The following is a 19,451-nucleotide window of genomic DNA, read 5'->3' as shown; positions in this document are numbered from 1 at the left end:
CGTCAGTGGGCGCCGTCGTCGTCGGCATCGGCGAGCTGGTCCTCCAGATGGAAGACCTCCCGCAGCTCCAGGAATCCGGTGTCTGGACGGGCTCCGTCGAGGTCGATGAAGAACTCGGACATCTCCGCCTGCCACCGGGCGTTGACGTCTTCGGACTCCATGGCTGCCTGGGCGGCCTCCAGAGAGTCCACCTCGACGTAGCCGATGAGCAGGCCGTCCTCCCGCAGGAACAGCGAGTAGTTGTGCCAGCCGGAGCGTTTGAGCGCCCGCAGCATCTCCGGCCAGACGGCGGCATGGCGCTCCGTATACTCCTGGATCCGGTCCGGCTTGACCTGCAGCTGGAAGCAGACGCGACGCATGGGTCCTCCTCAGGTGAGATTCACGTGATGTGAATCGTTTCACTTCTGCGGCGGAAACTCCAGAGACGGACGGAGCGGCCCCTGGACCAGTCAGGCCCTTGCCGCGACGAGCTCCAGGAAGGCGCGGTTGAAGGCGTCGAGATCCTTCGGAGTGCGGGAGGTGACCACGCCGCCGTCGACGACGACCTCCTCGTCCACCCACTGCGCCCCGGCATTGCTCAGGTCCGTACGCAGCGCTGCGTAGCTGGTCATCCGGCGCCCGGAGACCTGGCCGACCTCGGTGAGGATCCAGGGGCCGTGACAGATCGCCGCCACCGGCTTGGACTCGCTGAAGAAGCCGGAGACGAACTCCTGGGCCTGCTCATCGATGCGCAGGGCGTCAGCGTTGAGGGTGCCGCCCGGCAGCACCAGCGCGTCGAAGTCGGAGGCACTGACGGTGCCGAGCTGATGGTCGACGTCGAAGTGGTCCGCGTGCTCCCAGTCCCCCTTCATCGCCTGAAGGGAGCTCTCCTTCGGAGACACGATCTTCGGGGTGCCTCCCGCCTCACGGATCGCCGCCAGCGGCTCGGTGAGCTCGGGAAGCTCCACGCCGTCGGTCACCAGCAGCGCGATGGTCTTGCCGTCGATCGAGGTGCCCTCAGGGGCGGCTGACTCGGTGTGGTGGGTCATCAGTGAACTCCTCTCGTCAGAACTGCCGTCCGCGGCGAGAGCCACGGAGCGGCGGGATCACAGGATCCATCTGTGCAGAACGCACCAGGAAAGGAGACTGTTCCCGGACTCACGCCATCAGCAGGAGCTGTTCATCTGCCGGGCAGGGTGCGCCGACCAGGAATGGGCCGACACAGAGCGCAGCCGGAGGGGCCGCGGCCGATCCACGTCTCCGCGACCCCTCCTGAAGCATGCGCCGCGACTCAGAGAGCCGCTGGCTGAGCTCTCATCGCTGCACGGCCGCCCGAGCGTCTGTGCTCGGGAGGTTGACGTAATCCTGACCCCCACTGCCCTCGAAGGTCGCCGTCACCTCGTGATGAGGCCGGATCGGAGCCTCGCTCCGGCACTCGGCCACACCGTCCGCGTCGGTCACAGCCTCACACGCGACGCTCTCACCATCACGGAAAGTGACCACCTCACCGACCACCGGCCCCCACGGACTGCCCACCGTGGCGGAGAGCTTCCTGGTCAGCGGCCTCTGCTCGGGACGCTGGATGGTCGTGGCGCGCCAGACCGGCACGTCGACCGACGGATGCAGCTCCGTCACGCGGGCCGCCGCACACTCCCGCCAGATGGCTGCAGCCTGCAAGGTCCGCTCTGTACCCAGAATGAAGTCAGGATCGTCCGCGCCGGTCTCGTTGACCGCGGTGATCTGGCGCAATGATCCGTCGGAGAGGGGGTGCGTGTGGATGATCCCCGTCGCCCCCAGACTGCGCGCAGCCTCGTACTGCAGCTCTGCCCCCTCCAGATACTGCAGGGATTCCTCGATCGACTGCGGGATGCCCGAACGGCCGTTCACCAGAAGCAGCTCGTGCTCTCCGTCATGCTCCACGGGCAGAAAACCGACCAGGTTGCCGGGAGTGTGCCCGGGAGTCGGCTGCACATGCATACGCGTCTCGCCGAGGGTGATCTCCTGAACCTCCGAGGTCGAGGTGTCGATCAGCGTCGGCTCATACGTCTTGCCCTCAGCATCCCCAGATCCCAGATAGATCGGCAGGTTCGGCCCGAAATGGGCCCGGAGCGCAGGAGCGCCACCGTCGTGATCCCAGTGGCCATGGGAGATGAACACACCCTCCAACGGCTTGTCCTCACTCAGACCCAGGGCCTCGAGCGCAGGCAGCGTGTAGGTCTCGACATCGTTGCTGTCGTTCAAAGTGTCGATGAGCGCCAAGCCTCCGCTCTCCGTCTCCAGGATGTACTGGCCCACATAGCCGTCGCCGATGCACCAGAGACCGTCCAGGACTTCGGTGAGCGGAATGCGGACGTCGCTTCCGGCGCGGTACTCGTCCCGCACCGAGGGATCCTCCACTTCGAAGCAGGAGTACTTGCGGTAGGTCTCGAGGAGTTGCTCGTCACCGAAGGCATTCTTTGTAGCGGCCTCCAGGTGGTCCTCCACCGAGGCAGAGGGCGCCTCCACGGTGCTCCCAGCGCCCTGGGCCGCTGAAGGTGTGATGGTGACTGCAATGATGCCCGCCGCGAGGGTCCCCGCGGTCAGCAGCTTTCCGACATGTCGCGATCTTGCCACAGTGGTACTCCCTTGTGATGTCCGTTCCCCGTGCGGCAGTCAGAGGCCCGATGCCCCGGACGATGGGTTTAAGAAATGGGACACCGTCCCATGTTCTCAAGGTAAGTGTGAGACGCAGCACATGGACTGTCAAGAGGGTTGCGGTGAGATCACCGCAGCGAGGTGATGGCCCTCCCGGTGACCGCATCTGCTGCCCTGCTCCACCTGGAGGGCCCCGACTCAGCCTCAGCGGACCGCTCAGCCCAGCACGTCGTCGCGCCTGTCCTCCAGGTACGGGTTCGCCCGGCGGGAGGCCACCAGCCGCTGGGCACTGATCCGGCCGATCACCAGCTCCTCCCTCGCCCCGGCGGCCGCCACCGGGGCCCCGTCAGGCCCGGCGATGAGGCTCAGCCCGTTGTACTGGAACTCCGGGTCCTCCCCGGTGTAGTTCGCGTAGGCCACATACAACTGGTTCTCCAGGGCCCGGGCCGGCACCAGCAGGCGCGAGACCGCCTCGAACCCGACCATGTTCGCCGTCGGCACCACCACCAGGTCGGCCCCGGCGAGCGCGAGTCGCCGCGCGGTCTCGGGGAACTCGATGTCATAGCAGATGGCCAGGCCGACGCTCCAGCCGCGCCAGTCCGCCACCAGTCCTGCGTCGGTCAGCCCCGCCCCAGCAGCACCAGCCCTGTCGAACTGCCGCGCATCGACATTCCCGAACAGATGCAGCTTCCGCCAGCGCAGCAGCTCCGTGCCCTGCTCATCGATGAACGCCGCACTGTTGTACACCCGCTGGCCGTCGCGCTCAGGGAATCCGTGGCAGATCGCCACACCGTGGGCCCTGGCGATCTCCGCCATCCGTGTCAGCGCCGGCCCGCCCGGCTCCTGGGCGACGGCTTCCACAGCGCCCCGACCGATGGCGTAGCCGCTCAGGTGCATCTCCGGCAGCACCAGCAGGTCCGCACCGGCCGCCGCGGCCTCGGCGGCCAGCCGCTCCGTCCGCGCCAGCGCACGCTCGACGGCATCGTCGCCGATCTCCACCGGCGGCACCTGCGCCAGCGCCAGGGTGAGGGACTCGGCCGCCCCAGCCTCCTCAGCCCCCGTCTCCTCAGCCGTCATCTCCACACCCGCCTCAGTCCGGGAGCCGCACAGGCCGCAGCTCGTCGAACACATCACCAGGCCCGGGATTCTCAGCGGCGCTCCGCCCACCGAAGTGCGTCATGATCCCCCAGACGGCGTTGAGCGCGGTCTGCACCGCCCCTTCCGCCCAGGCGGGGGTGAAGGAGATGTCGTCTCCGGCCAGGAAGATGCCGCGCTCGGACTCCGGGAGGCCCCGCTGGACGAAGTGCGAGTACATGCGCTCGTTGTATCGGTAGTGCCCCGGCAGCGCCCCCTTGAACGCCCCCAGGAAATAGGGGTCGTTCTCCCAGGAGACGGTGATCGGCTCCCCCACCACGTGGGAGCGGATGTCCACATCCGGGTAGATCCTGCTCAGGGCGTCCAGGGCCAGGTCCACTCGCCGCTGCACGGGGTGCGGAAGCATCTTCAGGGCGTCGCTCATCCACGAGTAGCTCAGGCAGATCACCCCCGGCCGGTCGGGGCCGTCGTCGAAGAGATAGGTCCCCCGGGTGAGCCGGTCGGTCAGCGTCATGCTCATCGCCTCCCGTCCGGTCTCCGGGTCCACGTCCCGCCAGAAGGGGCGGTCCACCATGACGAAGGTCTTCGCGGACTGCATGTAGCGGGTGCGGTCCAGCGCCATCCACAGGTCCTGGGAGAGCAGCTCCTCCTCCACCTCCACCTGGGTGGTCAGCAGCCAGGACTGGCAGGTCGCCAGCACGGCGTCGTAGCGGCGCTCCTCCCCGGTCTGGTCGACGACGGCGAAACGTCCGTCCCCGGCCCGGAACACCCGGGTCACCGCACCCCGGGGCTGTCCGCCATGCAGATCCGCCAGCGAGGTGCCGGCCGGCCAGTGGGCGGCGTCGTCCACCGGCTGGGCCCACAGGCCGCGGGGGACCTGCTCGACGCCGCCGCGAATGAGGTGCTGGTCGTCGTCGAACTCGCAGACCGCCACACGGAGGATCTCCAACATGGTGTTGGGGAAGTCGGAGTCCCAGCCGCCGGTGCCGAACCCCACCTGGCCGAAGACCTCCCGGTGCCGGAAGGAGAGCCGGGAGAACTCCTCAGAGGAGGCGATGAACTCGTAGAAGCTGTGGTCGTCCCAGGCGGGCACCAGCTCGTCCCAGATCTGCTTGACCGCAGCGGCATCACGACGACGCATGGCCTCCTGCAGGGCACTCAGGTGCAGCACCGAGTCCAGGGCGCCGTCCCAGGCCTGGGCGATCTCCTGGAACAGCGCGGGCAGGTCCTCCAGGGTGCGGGCGTACCAGGCCTGCCCGCCCAGCTCGATGACGGTGCTGCCGGCCGCCTCGGTGAGCGGGTTCGGGAAGGGAGCGGTCTCCAGGCCCAGGAGGTCCACGTAGTGGAAGAACGCCGCGGAGGAGCGGGGGAACCGCATCCCGCCGAGCTCGGCGATCACCTGGGAGTCCTCCTCCCCGGGGACGCGGAACGCCTCGGAGCGCAGCCGGCCGCCGAGCCGTTCGGCCTCATGGACCACCGGGCGCAGCCCCAGGCGCATCAGCTCATGGGCGGCCACCAGACCAGCGATGCCGCCGCCGATGATCGCCACCTCCCGTCCATGGGCCTCGGCGGGAACCTGGCCCAGCCCCGCGGGGTGTTCCAGCCACCGGTCATAGGGGAACGGAAAGTCCGGGCCGAAGGCCGTCAACCGGTGTGCCGTCTGCGTCATCGCATCCTCCCTGGTCAGTCCGATGTGATGCTAGCAACACTGAAGGCATTGAGCCATGCGAGGTCGGAATCGCCCCCGCCCGGGACGGGATGGGTATTCTGTCCCCATGGCTATGGCTCAAGTGCGGGACGTCGCGGCACGTGCCGGCGTCTCGCCGGCCACGGTCTCCAACGCCCTGAACCATCCGGAGAAGGTCTCCGAGACCACCCGCGAGCGCGTCCAGGCCGCCATCGAGGAGCTGGGCTACGTGCGCAACGAGGCTGCCCGGCAGCTGCGTCAGCGGCAGAATCGCGCGGTCGGCATGATCGTCCTCGACGTCGCGAACCCGTTCTTCGCCGATGTGGCCTCCGGCGCCGAGAAGAGCCTCGGCGAGATGAACCGGCCCCTGCTGCTGGGCAACTCCGGGCAGGACCGCCAGCGGGAGCTGACCCACCTCCGGCTGTTCGAGGAGCAGCGCGTCTCCGGACTGCTCATCTCCCCGGTGGGCGACGTGCTCGCCCGGCTGCGTCGGCTCAAGGAGCACGGCACCGCCGTGGTGATCGTGGATCGCAAGTCCGGGGCCGACGAGTTCTCCTCCGTCTCCACCGATGACCGGCTCGGGGGCCGCCTGGCCGCCGAGCACCTGATCGCCCAGGGGCGCCGACGGATCGCAGTGATCGGCGGCCCGATGGGCATTCGGCAGGTGGCCCACCGTCTGGCCGGCGCCGAGGCCGCGGCGGCGGAGCACGACGGCGTCTCGGTGCGGATGTGCGACACCGGCGCGATGGACGTCGGGTCGGGTCGGCAGGCCACCCGCGAGCTGCTGGACCTGCCCTCCGGGCAGCGGCCGGACGCGATCTTCGCGACCAACGACCTGGTCGCCTTGGGGGTGCTCCAGGAGCTGGCACGGACCGGCGTGAGCGTCCCCGAGGACATCGCGCTGATCGGCTACGACGACATCGAGTTCGCCGCCTCCGCAACGGTTCCGATCAGCTCGGTGCGGCAGCCCGCCGCGGAGATGGGTGAGCGGGCCGCTGAGCTGCTGGTCGCAGCGATCGACGACCCTGACTCCCCGGTCCAGCACCCGGTGTTCACTCCCACCCTGGTGCCGCGGGAGTCCACGGTCGGAGCCTGAGCTCAGCCGCCGGTCAGCCGAGGATGCCGGCGATGTAGCCGAGGAAGACCAGCAGCAGGAGTCCTACCAGCACGGCGATGACCGTCACGACGGCCTTCGCCCGCGGCGGCCGACGAGGCGCAGTCTCGGGATGGGCCTCCGCGGTGCTCCCCGACTCGGGCGGCGTCTCGCCCGGCGGCACACCGCCTCCAGGCTCCAGACCCGGAGTCTCCTCCGGCTCGGGACCGGGGCGACCTTTCTGGGGCGTCGAGGCTGGACTCATGATCTCCTCCATCCTGGTCGGGAGAGCCACTGTAGGCGGCCCCGCCCGTCGGCGTCACGGGACCAGCACCCCGCTGGAGATTCACCGTACTGGCATCGCGTCATGCACGACCGGCAGTAGTCATACAAGTAGTCGACTTGTACGATCTGTGGCATGGCTTACACTCCCGACACCATCCGCCACATCCGCCTCTCCACTGCCACCCTGCCCCTGGCCACCGCCATCTCCGACGCCAAAGTGTTCACCGGTCGGCAGAAGCCCATGACGGAGGTCGTCTTCCTCTTCGCGGAGATCACCACCGAGCAGGGCCACGAGGGCGTCGGCTTCTCCTACTCCAAGCGCGCCGGCGGCCCCGCCCAGTACGCCCACGCCCGAGAGGTCGCCGAGAACGCCCTCGGCGAGGACCCGAACGACATCGCCAAGCTCTACGACAAGCTGCTCTGGGCCGGCGCCTCCGTCGGCCGCTCCGGGGTGGCCACCCAGGCCCTGGCCGCGCTCGACATCGCTCTGTACGACCTGAAGGCCCGCCGCGCCCGGCTCCCTCTGGCCAAGCTGCTCGGCGCCCACCGAGACTCGGTGCGCACCTACAACACCTCCGGAGGCTTCCTGCACGCCTCGGTGGAGGAGATCACCGCCCGGGCGGATGAGTCGCTGGCCGCCGGAATCGGCGGCATCAAGATCAAGGTCGGCCTGCCGGACACCGCCGAGGACCTGCGCCGAGTGACCGCCGTCCGCGAACACCTCGGCCCCGACACTCCGCTCATGGTGGATGCCAACCAGCAGTGGGACCGGGCCACCGCCCTGCGGATGGGTCGCCGCCTGGAGGAGTTCGACCTCGTCTGGATCGAGGAGCCGCTGGACGCCTACGACGCCGAGGGCCACGCCGCCCTGGCCTCCGCCCTGGACACACCGATCGCCACCGGTGAGATGCTGGCCTCAGTTGCCGAGCATGAGCGGCTCATCGCCGCCCGCGCCTGCGACATCATCCAGCCCGACGCTCCGCGCGTCGGTGGCATCACCCAGTTCCTGCGACTGGCCGGACTCGCCCACCATGCTGGGCTCACACTGGCCCCGCACTTCGCCATGGAGATCCACCTGCACCTGGCGGCCGCCTACCCCACCGAACCATGGGTGGAGCACTTCGACTGGCTGAACCCGCTGTTCGAGGAGCGCCTGGAGATCGCCGACGGCCGCATGATGGTGCCTGACCGCCCCGGACTGGGCATCACGCTGAGCGAGCAGGCCCGCGCCTGGACCACCGAGACCGTGGAGTTCGGCACCCGCTGAGGCAGAATCGGCCTATGAGCACCAACCGCACCGCCCGGCTCACCGAGACCCTGCGTCGCCAGATCCTCGACGGCGAGATCACCGTCGGCCAGAAGCTCCCCTCCGAGGCCGAGCTGATCACCGCGCATGGCGTCAGCCGCACCGTGGTGCGGGAGGCGCTCGGGCGGCTCCAGGCCGCCGGCCTGATCCGCACCCGGCGCGGCGCCGGCAGCTTCGCGCTCACCCCGCCTGCCGAGCATGCGCAGGGCTCCCCGCCCCCGCCCCGGACCCCGGAGGAGCGCGCGACGCTCATCGAGTTCCGCATGGCGCTGGAGTGTGAGGCTGCGGCGCTCGCCGCCGAGCGCCGCAGCCCCGCGCAGCTGGAGAACCTGCGGGCGGCCCTGGCCGCCTTCGCCGCGGGAGCGACCCATCCGGCCACGGCGGTGGAACAGGACTTCGCCTTCCACCGGGAGATCGCCGCCGCCTCCGGGAACCCGCACCTGCTCACCGCCGTCGAGCAGCTCGGGGCCTCCATGATCGCCATGCCGCGCCGCCGGCTGGAGGGCGGGAAGAAAGCACCACAGGGCGCCGAGTCGCCGGATGGCGAGGCCCCGGCCACTGCGGCGCTGGCGGAGCACCATGCGGTGCTCGACGCGATCGCGGAGGCCGATCCCCGTGCGGCGTCCTCCGCGATGCGCGCCCACCTCACCGCCTCCCGACGCCGGGTCCTGGCCTGACATCACTCCCGAACCACCCGTTCAGCACTGCGCGACGTCTCTTTCTGCACTGCGCGATGCCCCTTCGGCATCAGAGCCACGACGCCTTGAAGGGCTGTGACGCGCATGACACCATGATGCACTGAAGGGATCACTCACCACCTGATCAATACTTGGAGTGCATAGTGTTCACGCTGGACCAGATCCGCAGCTTCGTCGCCGTCGCCGAAGAGCTGCACTTCGGCCACGCCGCCGAGCGCCTCAACATGACCCAGCCGCCGCTGAGCCGACAGATCCAGAAGCTGGAGAAGACGGTCGGGGTGCAGCTCATCGAACGCGACAACCGCAAGGTCGCCCTCACCACCGCCGGCAAGGCCTTCCTCGCCGACGCCCGCAAGCTGCTGGTCTCCGCGGAGCAGGCGCCTCTGACCGCCCGGCGCATCGCCCGCGGTCAGGCCGGCGTGCTGCGCATCGGATTCACCGCCGCGTCCGGATTCTCCGTGCTGGGCACCCTGCTCTCCACCCTCTCCGAGCAGCTGCCCGACGTCGACGTCGACCTGCGGGAACAGGTGACCCGGGAACAGGTCGACTCGCTGGTCAACGGCGAGATCGACCTGGGCCTGGCCCGCCCGCCCATCGACCATGAGCTCTTCGAGTCCCGCCTGCTGCTCTCCGAAGCCCTCGAGCTGGTCGTCCCGGAGGGCCACCCGCTGGCCGCCCTGGACCGGCCCGTCGCCGGGGCCGACCTCCGCGAGGTCCCGCTGATCATGTACTCCCCCACCAAGGCTCGGTACTTCTACGACCTCGCCATCCGCAATGTGCCCATCCAACACGGCAATGTGGTGCACACCGTCAGCCAGATCCTCACCATGGTGTCCCTGGTCGCCGCCGGCCGCGGCGTGGCCCTGGTGCCCGCCTCCGCCCAGCGCCTGGGCGTCGCCGGGGTGACCCACCTGCCGCTGGCCGACCAGACCACCGACGTCGTCGAGCTCCATGCCATCTGGCGCAGGGGTCAGCGCAACCCTGCCCTGCACCGCCTCCTGGCCGCCCTCGACGGTCATGTCAGCTCAACATGAGCTCATGCCGAAGCGGCCTTGGACGCCCGGCTGACCGCCTTCCTACAGTGAAGGTCACGAGTCGCCCCCGGTGCTCGCCGCATCCCGATCCAGGAAGGCCCCCCGTGTCCCAGCACTCCATCCAGCAGTTCACCCCCTTCGAGCTCGCCGAGCACCTCAAGGACGGCCTGCTCTCCTTCCCCGTCACCGCCTTCACCCAGGACCTCGCCCTGGACGAGGACGCGTACCGCGAGCACCTGAACTGGCAGGCGCGCCAGGGCGTGGCCGGGCTGTTCGCCGCGGGCGGCACCGGCGAAGGCTTCAGCCTCTCCGGTGAGGAGAACGCCCGGGTCGTGCGGCTCGCGGTGGAGGAGGCCGGCGCCCACGTGCCGGTGCTCGGCTCCGCCGGAGGGTCCACCTCCCAGGCCGTGGCCAACGCGCAGGCCGCCGAGGCCGCCGGCTGCCAGGGGCTGCTGCTGCTTCCGCCCTACCTCACCGAATGCGACCAGCAGGGCCTGCAGGCCCACGTCGACGCCGTCTGCTCCGCCACCGACATCGGCGTGATCGTCTACAACCGCGCCAATGCGGTCTACTCCGCCGAGACCGTCGCCCGGCTGGCGGAGAAGCACGAGAACTTCATTGGCTTCAAGGACGCCACCGGTGACATCGAGGCCGTCACGAAGGTGGTCGCCGCCAACGGCGACCGGCTCTTCTACCTGGGCGGACTGCCCACCGCCGAGACCTTCGCCCTGCCGATGCTGCAGCTGGGCATGAGCACCTACTCCTCGGCCATGTACAACTTCGTCCCCGAGTTCGCCCTGGAGTTCTACGCCGACGTGCGCCGCCAGGACCGCGCCGCCGTCACCGAGAAGCTCACCCGCTTCGTGCTGCCGTACCTGGAGATCCGAGACCGGGTGAAGGGCTACGGCGTCTCCATCGTCAAGGGCGGACTGAAGGCCGTGGGACGCGACGCCGGCCCGGTCCGCCCGCCGCTGCAGGACCTCACAGAGGGCGACCTGCAGGACCTCCGCGACCTGATCGACGCCGCCGGAGTCCGCCCCGCGAACCCCTCCCCCGCCCTCTCCGCCGTCTGAGAGGATCGACATCAGACGCCACGCACCCACAAGGAGCTGAGCATGACCGCACAGACCACCGCAACCGCCCTCACCGGGCAGTCGATCATCGCCGGACGCTCCGTGGCCGGCACCGGCCGCACCGTCACCGGCTTCGACCCCTCCACCGATGAGGCACTCGAACCCGGCTATTCGCTGATTGACGAGCCCCAGCTCGCCGAGGCCACCGGCGCGGCCGCCGAGGCGTACCCGAGCTTCTCCCAGCTCGCCCCGGAGACCCACGCCGCCTTCCTGGAGCAGGTCGCCGCGAACATCGACGCGCTCGGTGAGGAGCTCACCGCCCGCGCGATGGCGGAGACCGGCCTCCCGGAGGCCCGCCTGGTGGGCGAACGAGGACGCACCGTGAACCAGCTGCGGCTCTTCGCCGCCGTCGTGCGTCAGGGCGACTTCCGGGGCGCCCGGCTGGACACCCCGGACCCGCAGCGCAGCCCGCTGCCGAAGCCGGACGTCCGCCAGCGCCGCATCCCCCTGGGGCCGGTGGCCGTCTTCGGCGCCTCCAACTTCCCGCTGGCCTTCTCCACCGCCGGCGGCGACACCGCCTCCGCGCTGGCCGCCGGCTGCCCCGTGGTGTTCAAGGCCCACAACGCCCACCCCGGCACCTCGGAGCTGGTGGGCCGGGCCATCACCGACGCCGTCGCGGCCTTCGACCTGCACCCCGGAGTGTTCTCCCTGATCTACGGACCCGGCGCCTCCATCGGCCAGGCGCTGGCCTCCGACCCGGTCATCCAGGCGGTGGGCTTCACCGGCTCCCGTGCAGCCGGGGTGTCCCTGATGAAGGCCGCCGCGGCGAGGGAGGTGCCGATCCCGGTGTACGCGGAGATGAGCTCCATCAACCCGGTGTTCCTCTTCGACGGCGCACTCTCCGGCGGCCCGGAGTCCGTGCAGAGCCTGGCCTCCGCCTACCTGACCTCCGTGACCGGATCCTCCGGCCAGCTGTGCACCTCCCCGGGCCTGGTCTTCGTGCCGACCGGCGAGGCCGGTGACGCCTTCGTCGCCGCCGTCGGTGAAGCCGCCGCCGGGCACAGCGGCCAGACCATGCTCACCCGGTCCATCGCCGAATCCTGGAACGCCGGCGTGGAGCAGCTGGGTGCGCAGGCCGGCGTGGCGCTGGTCGGCCGCGGCAGCACCGGCGAGGGCGCCAACGCCCCTGCCCCGGTGGTGTTCAGCGCGACCACCGCGCAGTTCCTGGACAACCCGGTGCTGCACGAGGAGATCTTCGGCGCGGCCTCCCTGGTGGTCCGCTATGACGGCGTCGAGGACCTGCTGGCCGCGGCCGGTCGCCTGGAGGGGCAGCTCACCGCCACCCTGCACCTCACCGACGGCGACCACGAGACCGCCCGGCCCCTGGTGCCGGTCCTGGAGCAGAAGGCCGGGCGCATCCTGGCCAACGGCTGGCCCACCGGTGTCGAGGTGGGCCACGCGATGGTCCACGGCGGTCCCTTCCCCGCGACCTCCGACTCCCGGACCACGAGCGTGGGCACGCTGGCGATCGAGCGGTTCCTGCGCCCCGTGGCCTACCAGAACCTTCCCGAGGAGCTGCTGCCCGCCCCCGTGCAGGCCGCCAACCCGTGGCACCTCAACCGACGGGTGGACGGGCAGATCCAGCTCAACGGCTGACCCCACCCTCCCCACACGCAGAAGCGCCGAGCCGGTGATCCGGCTCGGCGCTTCCGTCTGTGCAGGTCAGCGCTGATCAGTCACGAGTGATCAGCCAGGGGTGGATCAGTCAGGGGTGATCAGAAGCTCTCCTGACCCTGCGGGTTCAGCTCCGGCAGGTCCCGGCGGGCGTCACCGTCGATGGACGGGTCCAGCTGGAACGTGTCGAAGCCGATGGACAGGTCCGAGGAGTACACGTAGCCGTTGTAGTAGTACGACGACCAGGTGCCACCGTCGCTGATGCCCTCACCGCGGTCGAACCAGGCGATCTCCTCCGGGTTCGCCGAGTCGGTGAAGTCGAACACCGAGATGCCGCCCTGGTACCAGGACTGCACCATCAGGTCGCGGCCTTCCACCGGGATCAGCGACCCGTTGTGCGCCACGCAGTTCTCGTTCTCCGAGTTGATGCGCGGGATCTTGTAGTAGGAGGCGAACTCCAGCTCACCGTCGACGATGTCATAGATGGCGTTCGCGCCGAGGGTCTCGCCGAACTCCTCGGTGCAGGTGGCCCAGCCGCCGCCCCCGAGCTCATCGGTGAAGACGACCTTGCTGGCGTCGTTGTTGAACGTCGCCGAGTGCCAGAACGCGAAGTTCTCCACATCGCGCACCTGGCTGATGACCTTCGGCTGCTTGCGGTCCGAGATGTCCATCAGGATGCCGTCGCCCATGCAGGCGCCGGCGGCCAGGTCATGCTCGATGTATGTGGTGATGTCGTGGCAGCCGCTGGTCTCGGTGTATCCGCCGCGGTCGTCACCCTCATAGCCGCCGTCGGGGAACAGCACCGGCTCGGAGGCCACCTTTGCGGCGTGCGGGGCGTTGACCGGGATCTGCACCACGGAGATCAGGTCGTGCGGGGGCTGGCACTTCGCCAGCGCCGGGTTCGGCGAGTACGAGGAGACGTACACGTAGAGCATGTTGCCGTTCTTCGAGGGCGCCAGCGAGTTGGTGTGGGAGCCGCACTTGGTCTCCACAGCCTTCACGTACTCCGGCTCGGCAGGGTCGCTGATGTCGAAGATCCGCAGGCCCTCCCAGTACTCCTCGGTGTCGGAGGTGCGGTCGGCGCCGCAGGTGTCGTCCTCCATGCGGGCATCCACAGAGAGCACCAGGACGTCCTTGTAGACTGAGACGTCGTTCTGCGGGCCCGGACAGTGGACCTGCACCAGCTGCTCGGGGTTCGCCGGGTCGGCGAGGTCGTAGACGGTGAAGCCGTCATAGTTGCCCACATAGGCGTACTCGCCCTGGAAGGCGATGTCGGAGCCGGTGGACTGCAGCGGCCCATTCTTCGGGACGTTGCTCAGGTGCTCCATATTGTGGCTGGCCACCTCGCCGGGCCCGACGTCGGGCTCCCCGGGGCCGCTCTCCAGCTGGTTCAGCCGCTCGATGACCTCCTCCTCGTCGAAGGCCTCCTCGCTGACCTCCTCCTCGCTGAAGAAGTCCTCATTGAAGGCGTCCTCGGGGACGGTGGAACCGTCGTCCGGAGTGGCGGCGGCGAGAGGGGCCGACAGGGACAGGACAGCTCCTGCCAGCAGCACGGACATGGTCGCCCCCGCCCCAGCCTTCGCCTGTTGTCGAGTGATTCGTGGAAGACGCACGGGCGTCAACACCTCCTAGATCGGATAGAGGTAGTATTACGAATCAACTGCTTCAGGTCTAGGGTTGACGACATATTTGTTCGCCTGATCACCTATCGATGGAGAGATTTCTCTGTGACACGCCTCGCCCGCATCACCCCAGGTCAGCGCGAAGGAACGGCCGTACGGCCGACATCTGACCGGCCGCGGACGGCCCTGTGCGCAGCGCTGCTGGGCGGCGCACTCGCCCTCGCCGGCTGCGGGAACGAGGGCCCGGAGCCCGAGGAGGCGGCCGCGCCGTCGTCCTCGGTCCTGCTGCCCTCCGGGCCCGGCGAGGACACCGAGCGGGTGGACCCGGAGGACTATGAGGGCGTACAGGGCCTCAGCGACGAGTGGAATGACGTGGACGCGGAGTTCATGACCATGATGATCGCCCATCACGCCCAGGCCCTCGAGATGACCGCCCTGGTCCCGGCCCGCGCAGAGTCCGAGCAGCTGAAGACCTTCGCCGAACGGATGCACCTGGCCCAGAAGGGCGAGATCGGCTACATGGCGGACTGGCTGGAGGCCCGCGACCAGCCGGTCCCCCAGGAGGCCCGGGAGGTCGCCGAGGGCGAGATCCCCTCGCCGGACACCCACTCCCACGGCGAAACCCCGATGCCGGGGATGCTCAGCCAGGAGGAGATGACCGCGCTGCGGCAGACCGAGGGCGAGGAGTTCGACCGCCTCTTCCTCGAAGGCATGATCGTCCACCATGAGGGCGCCCTGGAGATGAGCGAAGGTGCCCAGGCGCACGGCATCGACCTGGCCGTCCAGGAGCTGGCCGGCCACGTCCACTCCGACCAGACCGCGGAGATCTCCCGGCTGGAGCAGCTGCTCGACGAGCTCTGAGGTCAGGGCCGCCTCACCGTGGCATCAGAGTGAAGACACCCCAGCCCAGATGCTCGCGCTGGTGCAGCAGATGGCGCCGCGGGGCGACCGAGAGATCCTCCCGCATCTCGTCGGCCAGCGGGTGATGCGGATGACGGTCCAACCAGCGTCGCACCGAGAGCCACTGCGGAGCGGCGTAGCGGTCCCAGCTGTCCGGATCCGCCACAGTGGCGCCCACGACGTCCAAGCCCTCATGGTCCAGGAGATCCAGCAAGGCAGGAAGCTCCGCGTAGGACTCCACGGAACTCGCGTAGCATCCGTCCAACGCCTCCCGCGTCTCCGGGACCCTGCGCCACCAGGGCTCACCGAGCAGCAGCATCCCGCCCGGGGCCAGGCTGCGGCGCATGAGGGCCACCGTGCCGCTCACGTGGGTCTCCCAGCTCTCGCCACCGCCGATCCAGCTGGCCCCCAGACAGGAGACCACCTCCACCGGCTCCTCCGCGACGTGCTCGGCGGCGTCCCCGTGCACGAAGCGCACCGCCTCCGCGACGCCGAGCTCCTCCGCACGAGCCTCCGCGTCGGCCAAGAACGCCCGACTGATGTCCACGCCGGTGCCGGTGAACCCGAGATCACGCGCCCAGGTGCACAGCGCCTCCCCCTTGCCGCAGGCCAGATCGAGCAGGCGGCTGCCGGGCGGCAGACGCAGGGAGCGGCCGAGCTGGTCCAGCTTGGCCGGGTCCAGAGGATTGAGGATGCGTGAGCCCGACTCGCGGATGACGAAGCTCTCCGGCAGGTCCATGGCGCCTCCTTGCGGCACTCGCGTGGCCGTGCCGGAACCTTAGCAACCCTCCGCGACGACGGCGACCTCCCCCGCCCGCACGGTGAGGTCTCCCGCCACCTCGGCGCCGGTGATCAGCTCACGGCCGTCGGCGCCGATGACGGCGTCCTGCGCCGTGTGATTGAGCACGAAGAGGTACGTCGCTCCGTCCTCGCCGTGGCGCCGCACGACGTCGACGCCCTCCGGCGCCTCGGCCTCAGCCGCCACGCCGGCCTCATCGAGCACCCGGCCCACGAGGGACTGCAGCGTCTCCGCGTCGGGGCGGGTGCCCAGATACCAGGCCGCACCCTGGCCCACCGGACGACGCGTGACCGCCGGCCGCCCGGCCAACGGGCCCTCGGCCCAGGTGTGCACCTCAGCCGCTCCTTCCAGATGGGTGTTCTCCGCCCAGAACTCGCCACGGCCGCCGCCGTGGAGGGCGTGGGACTCCGCGCCCTGCAACGGCCAGAACTCCTCGGTGCGGATGCCCAGCAGCTCACGGAACGCCCCGGGGTAGCCGCCCAGCCGGACGGCGTCGTGCTCGTCCACGATGCCGCTGAAGAAGCTGATCAGCACCGACGCTCCAGCCTCGGCGGCGTCGGCCAGCGCCTGCGCGTGCTCATCCCGGACCAGATACAGGGAGGGCACCACGATGGCACGGTAGCCGGAGATGTCGGCGGAGGGATGGACGACGTCGACCGTCATCCCGGCCAGCCACAGCGCCCGGTAGAGGTGCATGACCTCCTCCGGGTAGGAGAAGTCATTGCGCGGGTGCGAGTCCAGCTCGGAGGCCCACCAGGCCTCATAGTCGAACACCAGCGCCACCTGCGCCCGCACGGTGGACCCCTTCACCGGCTCCAGGGCCCGCAGCGCCTCCCCCAGCCGGACGGTGGTGCGGAAGACGTCGGAGTCCGGGCCGGCATGCGGGACCATCGCCGAGTGGTACTTCTCCGCCCCGGCGGCCGACTGCCGCCACTGGAAGAACATGACCGCATCCGCCCCGCGGGCCACATGCCCCAGCGAGTCCCGCAGCATCTCCTGCGGGGACTTGGTGCGGTTGTGCAGCTGCCAGTTCACCGCACTGGTGGAGTGCTCCATCAGCATCCAGGGGCGTCCTGCGGCCACACCGCGGGTCAGGTCCGCACTGAAGGCCAGCTCGATGTGCCGCTCGTCGTCGTCGGCGATCGTGTAGTGGTCGGTGGCGATGACGTCCATCTCTGCGGCCCAGGAGAAGTAGTCCATGGTCTTGGACCGGGTGGTGCACATGAAATTCGTGGTCACCGGGACGCCCGGGGTCACCTCCCGCAGGATGGCCCTCATCTCCCGGAAGTAGGCCAGGAACTCGTCCGAGGAGTACCGATGGAAGTCCAGCTGCTGGGTGGGGTTCACGAACATCGGGGCCCTGCGCGTCGGCAGGACCTCCTCGAAGCTGCTGTACCGCTGGGACCAGAACGCCGTCCCCCAGGCGGCGTTGAGCTCCTCCACCGTGCCGTACCGGGCCTCCAGCCAGGCGCGGAAGGCCGCCGCGGCGTCGTCGGAGAAGTCATGGGCGTTGTGGCAGCCCAACTCATTGTCCACATGCCACAGGGCCAGGGCCGGGTGCTGTGCATAGCGTTCCGCGATCGCCCGGGTCATCCGTAGCGCATACTCGCGGAAGACCGGGGAGGACACGGAATAGGCCTGCCGTGCACCCGGCCAGAGGATCGTGCCGTCGGCATCCTGCGGCAGGATCTCCGGGTGACGGTGGGTCAGCCACGGCGGGGGCGAGGCGGTGGCGGTGGCCAGCGCCGCGGAGACCCCCTGCGCATGGAGACGGTCCAGAACGTCATCGAGCCAGCCCCAGTCATACTCGCCCTCGCGGGGTTCGAGCATGGCCCAGGAGAAGATTCCCACGCTGACCAGGTTCACCCCGGCCTGCCCCATGAGTTCGACGTCCTCCTCCCGGACGTCCTGGGGCCACTGCTCGGGGTTGTAGTCGCCGCCGTAGGCGAGGCCGTGGACGGCGGGCCAGCCGAGGCGGGTGGACTCATCGCGGGCGGTGGTGTCGTGCTCCGAGGCGGTCATGCGTCTCATCTCCTGGTGGTGGGGCCGGATGTGCGTCAGTCCCCGTCGTCTTCGCGGGTCCCCATGGAAACCCACGGGGACACGCGAAGACGACGGGGACGAAACGCCTGATCAGCGAGGACAGGTCAGCGCGGAAGGGTCAGCGCAGCTCGTTCTCCATCTCGGACATCATCTGGGAGGCGGCGTCCTCCGGGGAGAGCCGCTCGAAGAAGACCTCCAGCTCGTAGCGCTGAAGGATCTGCTGCATCCCGGAGAAGCCCATGGCGGGGACCGGCTCGGGGTCGCCGATCTCGGCGTCGATCTCCTCGATGAACTCAGCCGAGGTCAGGTCGGCGCCGTCGATCTGGTCGACGACGGCGTCCCGGACGTCCAGGTTCGTGGGCAGACCGCGGTCGGTCAGATTGGCCTCGCCGGCCTCCTCGGAGTTGATCATGAAGTCCACGAACTGCTGGGCCTCCTCCGGGTGATCGGTGGTGGAGGCCACCGACATCAGCATGGTGGACTTGAACCACATGCCGTTGTCCTCGGCACTGCCGGTGTGGGAGGGCATGCGCAGCGGCACCATGTCCGCGCCTGCGGCCCCGGAGATCGCCGCCAGCTGGTTGGTCCACCACATGCCCATGGCGACCTCGCCGGAGGCGGTCATGGACTCGTCCGGACCGGGGGTCTGGTCCTCCGCGATCACCGAGGCCGGCGGGTAGCCGCCCTCCTCCATCAGTTCGAGCAGGTGCTCGAAGTACTCGGCGGCGTCGGACTCCTCGAAGCCGAGCTCACCGTCCTCGGTGGTGAGGTTCTTGTCCTGCTGCCGCAGCCAGATCTGCAGGTCCGCAGGCTGGCCCGGGCCGGTGGCGCCATAGACGCCGTCCACGTTCTCCGTGATGGTGGAGGTGATCTCCAGGTAGTCGTCCCAGGTCCAGGTGGAGTCGTCCGGCATCTCGACCCCGGCCTCGTCGAAGACGTCCGGGTTGGCCATGATCACCATGGCGTTGATGCCGGTGGTGATGCCGATCAGCCCGTCCTCGGTGCGACCGTTCTCCACCACGTCCGGGTCCAGCCCGGAGGTGTCCACCTGGTCGAGGTCCAGCAGGGCACCACGGTCGGCGTACTCGCGCAGGTAGGCGTCGTCCATCTGGACGATGTCGGGCATCTCGCCGGCGGCGGTCTGAGTAGCCAGCTGGTCCCAGTAGCCGGACCAGTCGCCGAACTCCGGGGTGACCGTGATGCCGGGGTTCTGCTCCTCGAAGGCGTCGATGATCTCCTGGGTGGCCTGATGACGGGAGTCGGAACCCCACCAGGCGAAGCGCAGCTCGACGTCGCCGTCGTCGTCGCCGCCTCCGCCGCAGGAGGTCAGGGCCAGGGTGCCGACGGTGGCCGCCGCGGCGAGCGAGGTGAAGCGGCCGATGCGGCCGGACAGGTGGGATCCGGTGAGGGGCATGGGATTCTCCGTCTAGGTGAGGGGGTGCAACTCGTCCCAGAGAATTGAAACGATTTTTTCTCACGATAGATGTGATCCCACTCACCTGTCAATACGCCCGGGAAAGCGCCGTCCG

17 protein-coding genes are annotated in these 19,451 nt (G+C 69.4%); 7 read left to right on the top strand and 10 right to left on the bottom strand.

Features of this window, described 5'->3' with window-relative positions; genetic code table 11:
• Positions 1-2 precede the first annotated feature (2 nt).
• From Q7C18_RS08610 to Q7C18_RS08590, 5 genes are all read right to left on the bottom strand, one after another.
• Complete coding sequence (locus tag Q7C18_RS08610; protein WP_311025028.1) at positions 3-359, bottom strand: L-rhamnose mutarotase; 357 nt, start codon at positions 357-359, stop codon at positions 3-5.
• Positions 360-449: 90 nt separating this feature from the next.
• Positions 450-1,028 carry a type 1 glutamine amidotransferase domain-containing protein gene (locus Q7C18_RS08605; RefSeq protein WP_311025027.1) on the bottom strand — a complete coding sequence of 193 codons (579 nt, stop codon included), beginning with the start codon at positions 1,026-1,028 and terminating at the stop codon, positions 450-452.
• A 265-nt stretch (positions 1,029-1,293) separates the two neighbouring features.
• Positions 1,294-2,484: an MBL fold metallo-hydrolase gene (locus tag Q7C18_RS08600; RefSeq protein ID WP_311025026.1), complete on the bottom strand. Its 1,191-nt coding sequence runs from the start codon at positions 2,482-2,484 to the stop codon at positions 1,294-1,296.
• Between the two features lie 345 nt (positions 2,485-2,829).
• On the bottom strand, positions 2,830-3,690 hold the full coding sequence (locus tag Q7C18_RS08595) for a carbon-nitrogen hydrolase family protein (protein WP_311025025.1): 861 nt from the start codon (positions 3,688-3,690) through the stop codon (positions 2,830-2,832).
• Positions 3,691-3,703: 13 nt separating this feature from the next.
• Entirely contained in the window at positions 3,704-5,377 is a 1,674-nt protein-coding gene (locus tag Q7C18_RS08590; RefSeq protein ID WP_311025024.1) for an NAD(P)/FAD-dependent oxidoreductase, read from the bottom strand.
• 106 nt (positions 5,378-5,483) lie between these two features.
• Between Q7C18_RS08590 and Q7C18_RS08585 the strand changes: the two genes are divergently transcribed.
• On the top strand, positions 5,484-6,491 hold the full coding sequence (locus tag Q7C18_RS08585; RefSeq protein WP_311025023.1) for a LacI family DNA-binding transcriptional regulator: 1,008 nt from the start codon (positions 5,484-5,486) through the stop codon (positions 6,489-6,491).
• 13 nt (positions 6,492-6,504) lie between these two features.
• Here Q7C18_RS08585 and Q7C18_RS08580 read toward each other — a convergent pair whose 3' ends face one another.
• Positions 6,505-6,753, bottom strand: coding sequence for a DUF6480 family protein (locus Q7C18_RS08580; RefSeq protein WP_070159784.1), 249 nt, complete (start codon positions 6,751-6,753; stop codon positions 6,505-6,507).
• 153 nt (positions 6,754-6,906) lie between these two features.
• On the opposite strand from Q7C18_RS08580, the gene Q7C18_RS08575 reads away from it, so the two are divergent.
• From Q7C18_RS08575 to Q7C18_RS08555, 5 genes are all read left to right on the top strand, one after another.
• Complete coding sequence (locus tag Q7C18_RS08575) at positions 6,907-8,040, top strand: L-talarate/galactarate dehydratase (RefSeq protein WP_311025022.1); 1,134 nt, start codon at positions 6,907-6,909, stop codon at positions 8,038-8,040.
• Between the two features lie 14 nt (positions 8,041-8,054).
• Positions 8,055-8,756, top strand: a complete 702-nt coding sequence (locus Q7C18_RS08570) for an FCD domain-containing protein (protein WP_311025021.1) — start codon at positions 8,055-8,057, stop codon at positions 8,754-8,756.
• 164 nt (positions 8,757-8,920) lie between these two features.
• The gene (locus tag Q7C18_RS08565) at positions 8,921-9,811 is read left to right on the top strand and encodes a LysR family transcriptional regulator (protein WP_070159754.1); all 891 of its coding nucleotides are present in this window, start codon (positions 8,921-8,923) and stop codon (positions 9,809-9,811) included.
• Positions 9,812-9,930: 119 nt separating this feature from the next.
• A complete protein-coding gene (gene kdgD / locus Q7C18_RS08560) occupies positions 9,931-10,884 on the top strand; it encodes a 5-dehydro-4-deoxyglucarate dehydratase (RefSeq protein ID WP_311025121.1) in 954 nt (317 codons plus the stop codon).
• A 42-nt stretch (positions 10,885-10,926) separates the two neighbouring features.
• On the top strand, positions 10,927-12,540 hold the full coding sequence (locus Q7C18_RS08555) for an aldehyde dehydrogenase (NADP(+)) (protein ID WP_311025020.1): 1,614 nt from the start codon (positions 10,927-10,929) through the stop codon (positions 12,538-12,540).
• A 119-nt stretch (positions 12,541-12,659) separates the two neighbouring features.
• On the opposite strand, the gene Q7C18_RS08550 is transcribed toward Q7C18_RS08555, so the two are convergent.
• Positions 12,660-14,171 carry a hypothetical protein gene (locus Q7C18_RS08550; protein WP_311025019.1) on the bottom strand — a complete coding sequence of 504 codons (1,512 nt, stop codon included), beginning with the start codon at positions 14,169-14,171 and terminating at the stop codon, positions 12,660-12,662.
• Positions 14,172-14,285: 114 nt separating this feature from the next.
• Between Q7C18_RS08550 and Q7C18_RS08545 the strand changes: the two genes are divergently transcribed.
• Positions 14,286-15,041, top strand: a complete 756-nt coding sequence (locus Q7C18_RS08545; RefSeq protein ID WP_311025018.1) for a DUF305 domain-containing protein — start codon at positions 14,286-14,288, stop codon at positions 15,039-15,041.
• A gap of 13 nt (positions 15,042-15,054) precedes the next feature.
• Here Q7C18_RS08545 and Q7C18_RS08540 read toward each other — a convergent pair whose 3' ends face one another.
• The 3 genes from Q7C18_RS08540 to Q7C18_RS08530 all read right to left on the bottom strand — a co-directional run bounded on the left by Q7C18_RS08540 (position 15,055) and on the right by Q7C18_RS08530 (position 19,336).
• Positions 15,055-15,819 (bottom strand): methyltransferase domain-containing protein, encoded by a 765-nt coding sequence (locus tag Q7C18_RS08540; RefSeq protein WP_311025017.1) that lies wholly within the window; start codon positions 15,817-15,819, stop codon positions 15,055-15,057.
• A 39-nt stretch (positions 15,820-15,858) separates the two neighbouring features.
• Complete coding sequence (locus tag Q7C18_RS08535) at positions 15,859-17,901, bottom strand: beta-galactosidase (RefSeq protein WP_311025016.1); 2,043 nt, start codon at positions 17,899-17,901, stop codon at positions 15,859-15,861.
• Positions 17,902-18,040: 139 nt separating this feature from the next.
• Complete coding sequence (locus tag Q7C18_RS08530; protein WP_085437366.1) at positions 18,041-19,336, bottom strand: ABC transporter substrate-binding protein; 1,296 nt, start codon at positions 19,334-19,336, stop codon at positions 18,041-18,043.
• Positions 19,337-19,451: the final 115 nt, after the last annotated feature.

Source organism: Nesterenkonia sp. CL21 (assembly GCF_031705515.1).
Lineage (GTDB): Bacteria > Actinomycetota > Actinomycetes > Actinomycetales > Micrococcaceae > Nesterenkonia > Nesterenkonia aethiopica.
Note: the sequence above shows the minus strand (reverse complement) of the source record. Positions and strands in the feature narration are given on the sequence as shown.